The organism is Rhodomicrobium sp. (assembly GCF_047605405.1).
Lineage (GTDB): Bacteria > Pseudomonadota > Alphaproteobacteria > Rhizobiales > Rhodomicrobiaceae > Rhodomicrobium > Rhodomicrobium lacus.
This window is the reverse complement of the sequence record NZ_JASGFR010000014.1, coordinates 73,075-84,314: the sequence shown is the minus strand read 5'-3', so window position 1 is coordinate 84,314 and position 11,240 is coordinate 73,075. Positions and strand designations below refer to the sequence as shown.

Here is an 11,240-nt window from a genome sequence, read left to right as displayed (position 1 = left end):
GAGATCGCGAGCCGGTAACGGCGACGCGGCCGCTCAGACGGAGCCCGGTTTGCCGCGCCTGCGGATCGTCACATAGAGTGCGCCGCTGCCGCCGTGATGGTGCGCCGATTCGGTGAAACTGATCACGTGGGCGCGAAATTCCGGCTCGGCCAGCCAGTGCGGGACGAGCCTTCGCAAGACGCCGCGCTTCTCGCTGTTCCAGAAATCCCGGCTGTCGGAATCGGTGCGTCCCCCCTTGCCTGTGATAATCAACACGTGCCGGTGGCCCTCCAGCTGGCAGCGGGCGAGGAAGGCACGAAGAGTGACATAGGCGTCGTGCTGGCGCAGGCCGTGAAGGTCGAGCCTGGCGTCGATTTCGCGGCGCCCGCGCGCGATCTTCCGCACGATCCGGTGATCGAAAGGTTGGTGCGGAGGCGGTGATGGGCGGAGAGGTGCGGGCGTTGTGCCCCCGCGGGTCATGACCGGTTCGGGGCGCGCCGGCACCGGGTCGAGCGGCTTTGCCGTGGCAGCGGCGCCAGCAAACGGGGGAGTTGCCTCGGGGGCTTCACTCGATGCAAGAGTGTCCGGGTTCGGACGCGAAAGCGGCTCGTCGTTGCGGGTCACGTGGGCCCACAACTCGATCTCCTCTTTCGAGAGGAGGCGCTTCTTTCGGCGGCCTTCCATCCCTTTTCCCACATCGATCGCGCTAACTAGCGCCTTGGTTGAAGAACGATAAAATCGCATGAATGGCGCGCCGCGCCAGCACTTTCGCCCGCCGCGTCGCCCGTTCCCGCGAAGATGTCGCCGCGCTGTGGCCCTTTGATCGCTGAACCGGTATCCTGGGCGACGGTGAGCCGCTGGAACCGTTTTCCCTCAAAAATGAGGTCCGGGGCCGAAACCCATAGCAGCGTTCCCGCAGGATGAAACGCGGGATCGGCCGCAAGGCTCCTTCCGGGGTAAAGGTCCACTCCCGAAGACCCTCTCGGAGCGGCAGCGGATGCGCCCAGCTCTCGAAAAAAGATATAGGAGCGGTTTTCGTGAAGAACAGCCTCGCGGCCCGGCTTCGCTCGAAGCCAGGCCTTCATGCCGTGGAGATCGGCGTCCGCCGCCGTGAGTTTGCCGTGTGCGATCAGCCATTTCGAAATGGACGTGTACGGATGGCCGTTCTTGCCGTCGAAGGTCAGACGCACTCGCGTTCCGTCGTCCAGTTCGACGAGGCCGGAGCCCTGCACGTGCATGACGAAGGCATCGACGGCGTCCGCCAGATAGAGAAGCGCACTCTCGCTATCTTCGAGCGCCTCCGCCTCGATTTCGCCGCGCGTGAAATACGGCTCGAAACCTGCGACCGTGGCGCGCGCTGCACTCAGTCCCTGCGTGGCGAGCGGGTGTTCAGGGGGGAGCAGCGCGAGATCGGCGGGGCGCCGGTAAACCGGTACGGGGAAAGCGGCGGAACGCCTGCGTGAGCCTCGAAGCACGGGCTCGAAATAGGATGTGAGAAGACCGTGGTCGGCGTTGACGCGGCAGGGCAGGAAGTGCGCCTCGAAGAAGACGCGAGCCGCCTCTCGGTCGGCGATGAACCGCGCCGGATCACCAGCAGGGCGCGGAAGATGCGGCGCGAGCGCAGCGGAACGGAGATAGCAGGCCAGCGCATCCGCATGATTATCGTCGCGCCAGCCGGGAATTTCCGCGAAGTCCAGCTGCTCCAGCGAAAGCACGGCAGATGACGCACCGCCATGCTGCCACCGCCAGAGCGCGGCTTCGGGAGGATCGGCGGTCACGCCGCGTCGGTCGCGACGAGCTGCCAGTTCGGGTTCGGCGAGCCCACGTCGCGCGAGAAGGTCCAGATATCGGTGACCTGACGCACGGCCTTGTCGTCGCCGTCGACCACAGCGCCGTGCTTGTCGCGCGTTGCCGTCACGAGGTCGCTCACGAAACGCACCTTGATATGAGCGATGCGGCCGGAAAGATGGGCCTCCACGATCTCGCTCGCCGACATGCCCACGAAGTGGAATTCGACCGTCTCGCCGCGCGATTCGCGGTCGTTGATCACCACGTTGAAGCTGTCGAAAACTTCCGGCGCAAGGAGATGGCGCAGTGTCTCGCGATCGCCCTTCGCATAAGCGGTTATGATGGACTCGTAGGCGATCTTCGCGCCATTTACGAAGGACGCCGTATCGAAAGACGGATCGGATGTGGCAATCTGGCGCAGAGGTGCGCGCACGGCGCTGTCCTCGGGGAAATTGCCGACCCGCTCGTCTACGCTGGGACCGCCCTGCGGGGTAACGCCGGGTCTTGGCTCAGCCCTTGGAAGTGGAACGACATTGTCCCGTGCGGGAGCCGCATCGCGCGCGTAATTCCCAAGTCGTGTTTCTTCATCGCCGGTCCTACGGCCAAGCACGCTCCGCAACCTGAGAAAGATCGCAACCGCAACCGCTAAAAGCAAAATATTGGTGAGGTCGAAAATGTCGCTCGTCAAACCGCCGCTCCTGACCCCCGTCGGGCCCGATGTTGTGTGAGACTTCCTGTGGGTGATATAAGAGCTTCGGAGCGTGCTGGCTATAGCCGCGCGCCCTTTGACGCAAGCGTCACCGAAATCTTTGCATCCTTCTCCGCAAATCGCTCTTCGCTCCCATATGAGGGAGTGCGAATTTTCAATCCAACCGAGGACCGAGCGTCTCGATGCCCTTCGTCATTCTCTTTCTCATGATTTCGTGGCCGGTGCTGGAGGTGGCCTCCATCATTCAGGTAAGCCGCTGGATCGGCGGGATCCCGACATTTTTGCTGCTGGCGGCGGGTGTGGCGGTCGGCGCGTTTCTCGTGAAATCGCAAAGCCGCCTCGTCGGCGTCCGCGTGATGGAAGCGATGCGGAGCGGCGGGTCGCCCGAAAAGACCTTGCTCGACAGCGGGACGACATCGCTCGCCGGCATCCTGTTCATGATCCCGGGCTTCGTGTCCGACGCGGTGGCGATCCTGCTGTTGCTCCCGGCGGTGCGCGGGCTCCTTTGGCGTGGCGCATCCTATGGCTTGCGGGCGCGCGGCGGACGCTGGCAGACGCGGCCCCAGCAGGGTGCGCGGCCCGAGCCGCAAGCAAATCCGCAAGGCCCGGTCCGCAGCGAAACCGTGATCGATGTCGAGTTTACCGAAGTGCCGCGCGGCGAGGGCAAGGGCGGGTCGAGCGCAAAGCGCACGGATTCGCCCTGGGGCAAGCCGTGAGCGCGGCGGCGGTTCTTGACTTGTAGCTACATTGTAGCTACAATACTCGTCATGTGATTATGGAAGGACCCGCCAATTGCGGGGATAAGCTCGGCCTCGGCTGGCATGGGCTATCATCCGCGGTGTTAGCCCGCCGATGCGGGTATTGGCAAGTTATCGCTCCCCGTGCGGAGCGTGGACGGAACATCATGGGACTTAACGAAGTCGTGCGCGCGCGCATCGACAGCAAAACGAAAGAGGACGCGGAAGCCGTTCTTGCGGAAATCGGGCTTACTTTATCTGATGTTATTCGCCTGTTGCTAATTCGTGTCGCGCGTGAGGGCGCGCTTCCTTTCGATCCCTTCGTCCCAAACAAAGAGACGATTGCGGCGATGCAGGAAGCGCGGGCGGATCTGATCAAGGTCGGATCGGTTGATCGGCTTATCGCGGAATTGAATGCGGACGATCCTGAGGACGAAGAAATTCAAGAAGGACTACAAGCGGGTGCTCGCGGGACCGTTCGGCGGCGAGCTTAATGATCTGCTTCTGTCGGTGGCCGGAATATTGGCCGCCGATGAAAATCTTCCGGCGCGATTTCGCGATCACGCGCTGACCGGCAATTGGGCAGGGCATCGCGAATGCCACCTGAAGCCGGACTTACTCCTGATCTACGACAAGCCGGATGACGAGACGCTCGTCTTGCGGCGTCTCGGCTCTCACAGCGATCTGCTTGAATAGCGAATGGGGCGGCCGAGGCATTCCCGGCCGCTTTTCCTTTATCCCTCGATCTTCGAGAAATCGGCGATGTCGAGCGTGAGCGCGCGGATCTGCGCCAGCAGCGTCAGCCGGTTCTCGCGGATGTCGGCGGCGTCGGCGTTCACCGTCACCTTGTCGAAGAAGGCGTCGACCGGCGCGCGGAGCTTGGCCAGAGCCGCCATCGCCGCCTCGAAATCCTCGGTCGCGAGCGCGGCGCGGACGTCCTTGCCCACGGCTTTCACCGCCGAGGCGAGGGCCTTTTCTTCCGCTTCCTTCAGAAGCTTCGCCGCCGGTTCGCCGTCGAACGCGCGCGCGTCCTTCTTCTCCTCGATGCGCAGGATGTTCAGCGCGCGACGCACCAGCGCGAGCAGGCTCTTGCCGTCGTCGGTTTCGAGGAAGCGGCCCAGCGCCTCGACGCGGCGAACAACCATGAGCAGATCGTCCTGCCCCGGCAGCGCGAACACCGCGTCGATGAGATCGTGCCGCGCGCCCTGATCGCGAAGGTAAACCTTCAGGCGGTCCGCGAAGAAGGGAAGCAAATTCCAAACGACGTGACTGAGATCGGGAGCGATTTCAATCGGAACAGATGAGCGACCGCGACTTGTATCGCCACGAATTCTTGCCAAGTCGTGTTGGAACTCACGCGCCTGTCTTTCGAAAGCGTTGGTAAGATTTACCCGCAGCCCGTTCTCCAGCACGATGCGGATCACGCCGAGCGCGGCGCGGCGCAGTGCGAACGGGTCTTTCGAGCCGGTCGGCTTTTCGTCGATGGCCCAGAAGCCCACCAGCATGTCGAGCTTGTCGGCAAGCGCCACCGCGACGGAAACCGGCGCGGTCGGCACGGCGTCGGACGGCCCCTGCGGCTTGTAGTGCTCCGCGATCGCGTCCGCGACCGCGGGCTTCTCGCCCTGCGCGAGCGCGATGTAACGGCCGATGATGCCCTGAAGCTCGGGGAATTCGCCCACCGTTTCCGACATGAGATCGGCCTTCGCGAGATGCGCCGCGCGCTTGGCATCGTCCGGGTCCGCGCCGACGATGGGAGCAAGCTCGCGCGCCAGCGCCTTGATGCGCTCCACCCGCTCAAGTTGCGTGCCGAGCTTCTCGTGGAAAGTCACCTGACCGAGCAGCGCCGTCAGCCCTTCGAGCGGGCGCTTGCGGTCGTTCTCCCAGAAGAATTTCGCATCCGAGAGGCGCGCGCGGATCACGCGCTCGTTGCCCGCGACGATGGCCTTGCCGCCGTCTTCAGCTTCGAGATTGGAAACGAGAATGAAGCGGTTCGCCAGCTTCCCGGTCTTCGCCGAGCGCAGCGAAAAGCACTTCTGATGCGCCTTCATGGAGGTCATGAGGATTTCTTCGGGCACATCGAGGAAGCTTTCCTCGAACTGGCCGGAAAGGACCACGGGCCACTCGACGAGCCCCGCATTCTCAGCAAGCAGCCCGTGGTCTTCAACAAGAGCGAGCCCGGCATCCGAGGCGGCGGTGTGCGCGCCCTCAAGGATCACCTTCGCCCGGTGTTCTCCTGCGACCACAACCTTAGCGTGCATCAATGTTTCTGCATAGTCTGAAATGTAATCGATCTTCACAACCTTAGGTTGAGTGATATTTTCGCCACTCAGGAAGCGATGCCCGAATGTGATGTCGCCGCTCCTGATGCCGTCCACCTCGAACGCGACCGGCTTGTCGTCGAAAAGGCAGAGTATCGAGTGCAGCGGCCTGATCCAGCGCAGCCGCCCGGTGCCCCAGCGCATCGATTTCGGCCAGGGAAACTTGCGGATGATCTCCGGCACGGCCTCGGCGATGATGTCCGAGGCGGCGCGGCCCGGCTTCTCGCTCTTCGCGAGGTAATAGTCGCCCTTCGGGTCTTTCACAACCTGCGCTTCGTCGATGCTTGTGAGTCCCGCCGCTTTCACGAAACCTTCCAGCGCCTTGGCGGGCGCGCTCGTCCGCGGCCCCTTGCGCTCTTCCACCGTCGCCGCCGAATGCGCTGGCACGTCGTCCGCGATGAACACGATGCGGCGCGGGCCCGACAAGGTGCGTGTCGCGCCGACGGTCAAGCCGCCCTTCGTCAGTGCCTCAGTCATGAGCTTTGCGAGATCGTCAGCCGCGCGCCCCTGAAGGCGGGCCGGGATTTCCTCGGAGAACAGTTCGAGCAGAAGGTTCGGCATGGCGAATGGCTTTCGTTGATCAGACGAGCGCGGTGGGCGGTTCGCGCCCCGCAAGAATGGCGTCGATATTGTCCAAGGCATCGCGGCCCATCTCGTCGCGCGCCTCGATGACGGAAGTGCCCATGTGCGGCAGCAGAAATGCGTTTTCGAGGTCGTAATAGCCGGGATGGATGTTCGGCTCGTTCGCGTAGACGTCGAGGCCGATATGCGCGATGTGGCCGGATTTCACCGCCGCGATGAGGTCGTCATCCACCACGAGATCGCCGCGCGCGATGTTGGTGACGATGGCGCCCGGCTTGAGTTTCGCGAGCGCGGCGGCATTGATCGAGCCGCGCGTCTCGGGCGTGGACGGCGCGGCGATGCAGAGGATGTCGGCGACGGCGAGGAGACTGTCGAGCGTCGCATGCCAGGTCGCGCCCTGCTCGTCCGCCGCGTCGAGCCTGCGCCGGTTGAAATAGTGGATGTCCATGTCGAAGCCGCGCGCCCGCTTGGCGATGGCCTGCCCGATCTTGCCCATGCCGTAGATGCCGAGCCGCTTGCCGTCGAGCCTCTGCCCGATGAGCTGCATGGGCTGCCAGCCGCGCCACGCCTTCGCGCGAAGCAGCCGCTCGCCCTCGCTCGCGCGACGGGCCGCGCCGAGGATCAGAAGAAAGCCGATTTCCGCCGTCGCCACCGTCACCGCGTCCGGCGTATAGGCGACGCGGATGCCGCGCGCCTTCGCCGCCTGCAGGTCGATATGCTCATGGCCCACCGAATAGGTGGCGATGACCTTCACCGACGGGTCGAGCCTCGCGATGACGTCCGAGCCGAACTTGTCTGCGAGCGTGATAAGCAGCGCGTCCTTGCCAGCCGCGCGCGCGACGAGTTCATCCGGCGTGAACGGCACGTCGGCCTCGTTCAGGTCGAGGTCGTAGTCGCGCCGCGCCCGCGAGATCGTGGCGGGGCTCAGCACGCGCGTCATGAGGAGTTTGGGTTTGGTCACGGCGGTGAACGTTATCCTAAACGATAGTGGTCATTGACCACTTCAAATCGCGCGCTCCGTTGCCAATGGCAAGCGAATGTTGCCGCAGCGGCAACACTCTCAACCTGGCAACAACATACTCGTGCTCGCCAACCTGCGACCGCGAGCATGGCTGTTTTTTCCGCGTGCCACTAGTTCACAAATCTCGAACAATGCCCACATCTGCCCCGAAAGCATTGTCATGCGAGAAAGGATCGCATCATGACGGATTACAGCAGCCAACGCTCGGGGCAGGCCGACACGCGGCAGGACGTCGGCATTCCCGAGGTCGATCTTCTGACGCCGCTCACGCTTCGCGGGGTGACGTTCCGCAACCGCATCGCCGTGTCGCCCATGTGCCAGTATTCGGCGAAGGATGGTTTCGCGAACGACTGGCACCTCGTTCATCTCGGCAGCCGCGCGAGCGGCGGCGCGGGCCTCGTGATTGCGGAGGCGACCGCCGTCGTGCCGGAGGGGCGTATTTCCCCCTACGATCTCGGCCTCTGGTCGGACGATCACATCGAGCCGCTCGCTCGCATCGCGCGTTTCATTGAAAGTCAGGGCGCGGTTCCGGGCATCCAGATCGCGCATGCGGGCCGCAAGGCGAGCACGGACGCGCCATGGAATGGCGGCAAGGCGCTTCCACCCGAGCAGGGCGGCTGGCGCCCGGTCGCGCCGAGCGCCGTGCCGTTCAGCCCGGAAAGCCCGACGCCAGCCGCGCTCTCGGAGGAAGGCATTGCCCATGTGATCGCGGCGTTCGAGGACGCCACGCGGCGCGCGCTGAAGGCGGGCTTCAAGGTCATCGAAATCCACGCCGCGCACGGCTATCTGCTGCACGAGTTCCTGTCGCCGCTGTCGAACCACCGCACCGACCAATGGGGCGGCAGCTTCGAGAACCGCGCGCGCCTTACGCTCACGGTCGCCGAACGGCTGCGTGCCATCGTGCCGGACGACCTGCCGCTGTTCGTGCGCATCTCCGCGACCGACTGGGTTCCGGGAGGCTGGGACGACACGCAATCCGTCGAACTGGCGAAGCACCTGAAGCGCATCGGCGTAGACCTGATCGACGTGTCGACGGGCGGCCTCACACCATCCGCGCAGATCCCCGTGGCGAAGGGCTATCAGGTGCCGTTCGCGCGGCGCATCCGCGAGGAAGCGGACATCCGCACGGGCGCGGTAGGCCTTATCACCGAACCGCAACAGGCGAACGACATCATCACCGGCGGCGAGGCCAATCTCGTGCTGATCGCCCGCGAGTTCCTGCGCGATCCGTATTTCGCGTTGCGCGCCGAGCGCGAACTCAACGGCGGAGACAAGAGCTGGCCTCTGCAATACGGCTATGCCGTGAAGCGGCGCTCGTAAAATTGACGGCCCGGGTTGCTGAAGAAGCGCCCGGGCGGTAAATCCGTGCCGGTTTTCCATCCCGGCACAGCACCAGCTTCAAATTTTACCAACTCGCAGATCGACTTAGACTGAAGTCGAGAGTGCGCAATTCATTTAAAAATGTTCTTTACCGGATCGCTTGGGCCAGTTGTTGGCTTTTTTCGCGCCCCGGAGCCTGTGATTTGTCTGGAAAATCACGCGTACATGTCTGGTTGATCGGGTTGGCGGTGGCGATGCCGCTTTCCGCATCGATTGCTGGTACGGCTTTCGACTGTTTGCAGGACGAGGATTCCAGGCTCGCGATCTCCGCCTGCACTGCCTTGATCGAGACAAAGGCGCCTACCCCGACGCCTTTTTCCGCGCGTGGCGATGCCTATCGCGCGACAGGCGATTTCACCCGCGCGATAGCAGATTATACGAAGGCGCTGGAATTCGACCCCCGCGATGCCGAGGTCCTTTACAAGCGCGGCCTCGCCCTCACTCGACAGGGCCTTCTCGACCGGGCAGCAGACGATCTAACGAAAGCGATCGAAATCGACAGGAAGCTCGACGGCGCCTATTTCGCGCGCGGCGAAGTCTTTCGGGCGCAGGGAAACATCGCTCGGGCCCTGAGCGATTACGATGCCGCGATCGCCTTCAATCCACGGGCGACGTGGGTCCATCTCGCGCGCGGCGCAATCTATCGTGAAGGCGGGGATCGCCTGCGCGCGATCGCAGAGTTCTCGACGGCGATCAGGATCAATCCAGAGAGCGCGGATGCCTATTTCGAACGGGCGAACGTCCTTCGCGACATGGCGCTGTTCGATAGCGCCATCACCGACTACTCGCGCTTCATCCAGTTGAGGCCGAAAGACGCCGACGCCTACAACAATCGCGCCTGGGCCTATTACAGCATGGGCGATGCCGCGCGCGCTCTGGACGATGCGAACAAGGCGCTGACAATGCGGCCATTCGATCCGGATCTGTTCGACACGCGCGGTCACATTCTCGAACTTGTCGGCCGGCGCGACGAAGCCGCCGCAGATTATCGCAACGCCCTGCGGCTCAACCCGGGCCTGACGGGAAGCAGAGACGGTTTGAAGCGCCTGGGCGATATCGCCGCCGGAGAACAGAAGCGCTGATCTGGGACATGAAGGAAGACAGGGCACTCGGGGGGAGGCTTGAATGAAAATGCGACTATCAATGGGGTTGTTGGGCGCGCTGGTCGTTGCGTCTGCGCTCGATCCGGCTTGGTCAGCGCCGCGCGACGACAAGGGCGGCGTGCTCCGCAGTCTGGCGACGCGCGTCGGTTACGTTCTCGGGACCGCCGCAAGTTGCCCGAACATCGCGCAGTCGCGCGTGAAGTCGGTTGCCGACAAGTTCGTCGATGTCGTCAAGACGTCGGCCGCGAGCGAAACGGAAAGCGCAACGATCCTCGCTTCTTTCAAGGCGAGCCTGGCCGAGGGCACGAAGGATCTGGCTGACAAGAAAACGGATTGCGCGGCTGCCAATCGCGACCTCGCCAATCTCGAAAGCGTGTCGGCGCCCCAGTCAAATGCCGCGCCGCAGGCCGCAGTATCATTTCCGCCGTCCGTCGGCGTCTTCGCCGCTCAGACGGTCAGCCTGGTTCGGGGCGTATCGGACAACGAAATCCGGTTCGGTGCATCGCTTCCTTTTTCCGGCCCGAACAAGGATTACGGCTATCAGATCCGGGTCGGCATAGAGACGGCCTTCAAGAAGGTCAACGACGAGGGTGGCGTTCATGGCCGCATGTTGCGCCTCATCGCCGCCGATGACGGCTATGAACCCGCCCGCACCGCGGAAACCATGAAGCAGCTTTACGAGACCGAGCAGGTTTTCGGTTTCATCGGCAATTTCGGAACGGCAACGGCCGCCGTGGCAGCGCCTTACGCGCTTGAGCGCCGGGCGTTGTTCTATGCGGGCTACTCGGGTGCAAGCGTCCTGCGCCGCGATCCCCCGGACCGCTACGTTTTCAACTACCGCGCCAGCTACGCGGAAGAAACGGAAACCGTCGTCCGCTATCTCGTGAAGGTCAAACGGCTGAAGCCCGACCAGATCGCCGTTTTCATGCAGCAGGACGGCTTCGGCGATGCTGGTTATGCCGGCGTAACGAAGGCGATGCGCGCTCTTCGCGGCGGCGACGGGGGAGCGATCCTCAAGATGACCTACCCCCGCAACTCGCTCGATGTGGAGCCGGCGATCAATCTGCTGAAAACCTCCAAAACGCCAATCAAGGCGGTTGTGATGGTGGCGACCTACCGAGCGGCGGCGAAGTTCATCGAGAAAAGCCGCGAGGCCGTGCCGGGGCTGATATACACCAATATTTCGGCTGTCGGCCCCATCGCCTTGCGCGACGAACTGATGCTCCTTGGGCCGAAATACGCCGCCGGCGTCATCGTCACCGAGGTTGTGCCAGCCGTGGAGGGCTATTCATCGCTCATTCTCGAATACAAGGCGGCGCTTTCCAAATATTTCAGGGGTGAGACGCCGGATTACGTTTCGCTCGAATATTATGTGGCCGCGCAGATCATGATCGAGGCGCTTCGGCGGGCGGGGCCTCAGCTCGATGCCGAGAAACTTGTCGAGGCGTTTGAAAACATGCGCGACTTCGATCTGGGGCTGGGAACGCCGATTTCCTTCAGCCGGAGCGACCATCAGGGGTCGCACAAGGTCTGGGGCACGGTCCTTGGCGAAAGCGGCAAATACGAACCTTTCGATATGGAATAGACTTGCGAGCGGCCGCCAGCCAAATTCAGGCGGCCGCG

The 11,240-nt window shown here is 63.4% G+C and carries 11 protein-coding genes; 6 read left to right on the top strand and 5 right to left on the bottom strand.

The annotated features are described in order from the left end of the window. Positions 1-33: 33 nt before the first annotated feature. Genes QM659_RS07770 through QM659_RS07760 form a run of 3 tightly spaced genes read right to left on the bottom strand, consistent with a single transcriptional unit; the run spans position 34 to position 2,455 of the window. The gene (locus QM659_RS07770; protein ID WP_415187974.1) at positions 34-663 is read right to left on the bottom strand and encodes a Smr/MutS family protein; all 630 of its coding nucleotides are present in this window, start codon (positions 661-663) and stop codon (positions 34-36) included. A 26-nt stretch (positions 664-689) separates the two neighbouring features. After that, on the bottom strand, positions 690-1,757 hold the full coding sequence (locus QM659_RS07765; protein ID WP_415187973.1) for a murein transglycosylase A: 1,068 nt from the start codon (positions 1,755-1,757) through the stop codon (positions 690-692). Further along, on the bottom strand, positions 1,754-2,455 hold the full coding sequence (locus QM659_RS07760; protein ID WP_415187972.1) for a Tim44/TimA family putative adaptor protein: 702 nt from the start codon (positions 2,453-2,455) through the stop codon (positions 1,754-1,756). The genes QM659_RS07765 and QM659_RS07760 overlap by 4 nt, the downstream gene beginning before the upstream one ends. Positions 2,456-2,658: 203 nt before the next feature. On the opposite strand from QM659_RS07760, the gene QM659_RS07755 reads away from it, so the two are divergent. The 3 genes from QM659_RS07755 to QM659_RS07745 all read left to right on the top strand — a co-directional run bounded on the left by QM659_RS07755 (position 2,659) and on the right by QM659_RS07745 (position 3,909). Then, complete coding sequence (locus QM659_RS07755; RefSeq protein WP_303483639.1) at positions 2,659-3,192, top strand: FxsA family protein; 534 nt, start codon at positions 2,659-2,661, stop codon at positions 3,190-3,192. A 188-nt stretch (positions 3,193-3,380) separates the two neighbouring features. Continuing rightward, entirely contained in the window at positions 3,381-3,707 is a 327-nt protein-coding gene (locus QM659_RS07750; protein WP_415187971.1) for a type II toxin-antitoxin system RelB/DinJ family antitoxin, read from the top strand. After that, on the top strand, positions 3,628-3,909 hold the full coding sequence (locus QM659_RS07745) for a type II toxin-antitoxin system YafQ family toxin (protein WP_415187970.1): 282 nt from the start codon (positions 3,628-3,630) through the stop codon (positions 3,907-3,909). The genes QM659_RS07750 and QM659_RS07745 overlap by 80 nt, the downstream gene beginning before the upstream one ends. Before the next feature lie 38 nt (positions 3,910-3,947). Here QM659_RS07745 and glyS read toward each other — a convergent pair whose 3' ends face one another. Next, positions 3,948-6,092, bottom strand: a complete 2,145-nt coding sequence (gene glyS, locus QM659_RS07740) for a glycine--tRNA ligase subunit beta (RefSeq protein WP_415187969.1) — start codon at positions 6,090-6,092, stop codon at positions 3,948-3,950. 19 nt (positions 6,093-6,111) lie between these two features. After that, a complete protein-coding gene (locus QM659_RS07735) occupies positions 6,112-7,074 on the bottom strand; it encodes a 2-hydroxyacid dehydrogenase (RefSeq protein WP_415187968.1) in 963 nt (320 codons plus the stop codon). A gap of 240 nt (positions 7,075-7,314) precedes the next feature. Here QM659_RS07735 and QM659_RS07730 point away from each other — a divergent pair, with 240 nt between their 5' ends. The 3 genes from QM659_RS07730 to QM659_RS07720 all read left to right on the top strand — a co-directional run bounded on the left by QM659_RS07730 (position 7,315) and on the right by QM659_RS07720 (position 11,202). Continuing rightward, positions 7,315-8,454, top strand: a complete 1,140-nt coding sequence (locus tag QM659_RS07730) for an NADH:flavin oxidoreductase/NADH oxidase (protein ID WP_415187967.1) — start codon at positions 7,315-7,317, stop codon at positions 8,452-8,454. Between the two features lie 254 nt (positions 8,455-8,708). Next, positions 8,709-9,596: a tetratricopeptide repeat protein gene (locus tag QM659_RS07725; RefSeq protein WP_303483629.1), complete on the top strand. Its 888-nt coding sequence runs from the start codon at positions 8,709-8,711 to the stop codon at positions 9,594-9,596. A 43-nt stretch (positions 9,597-9,639) separates the two neighbouring features. Continuing rightward, entirely contained in the window at positions 9,640-11,202 is a 1,563-nt protein-coding gene (locus QM659_RS07720) for an ABC transporter substrate-binding protein (RefSeq protein ID WP_415187966.1), read from the top strand. The last annotated feature ends 38 nt before the right edge of the window (positions 11,203-11,240 follow it).

Bases quoted from the DNA above. Each gene is read 5' to 3' on its own strand.
- QM659_RS07770 (WP_415187974.1), bottom strand. From the start codon at position 663: ATGGAAGGCCGCCGAAAGAAGCGCCTCCTCTCGAAAGAGGAGATCGAG.
- QM659_RS07755 (WP_303483639.1), top strand. From the start codon at position 2,659: ATGCCCTTCGTCATTCTCTTTCTCATGATTTCGTGGCCGGTGCTGGAG.
- QM659_RS07750 (WP_415187971.1), top strand. From the start codon at position 3,381: ATGGGACTTAACGAAGTCGTGCGCGCGCGCATCGACAGCAAAACGAAA.
- QM659_RS07745 (WP_415187970.1), top strand. From the start codon at position 3,628: ATGCGGACGATCCTGAGGACGAAGAAATTCAAGAAGGACTACAAGCGG.
- glyS (WP_415187969.1), bottom strand. From the start codon at position 6,092: ATGCCGAACCTTCTGCTCGAACTGTTCTCCGAGGAAATCCCGGCCCGC.
- QM659_RS07730 (WP_415187967.1), top strand. From the start codon at position 7,315: ATGACGGATTACAGCAGCCAACGCTCGGGGCAGGCCGACACGCGGCAG.
- QM659_RS07725 (WP_303483629.1), top strand. From the start codon at position 8,709: ATGCCGCTTTCCGCATCGATTGCTGGTACGGCTTTCGACTGTTTGCAG.
- QM659_RS07720 (WP_415187966.1), top strand. From the start codon at position 9,640: ATGAAAATGCGACTATCAATGGGGTTGTTGGGCGCGCTGGTCGTTGCG.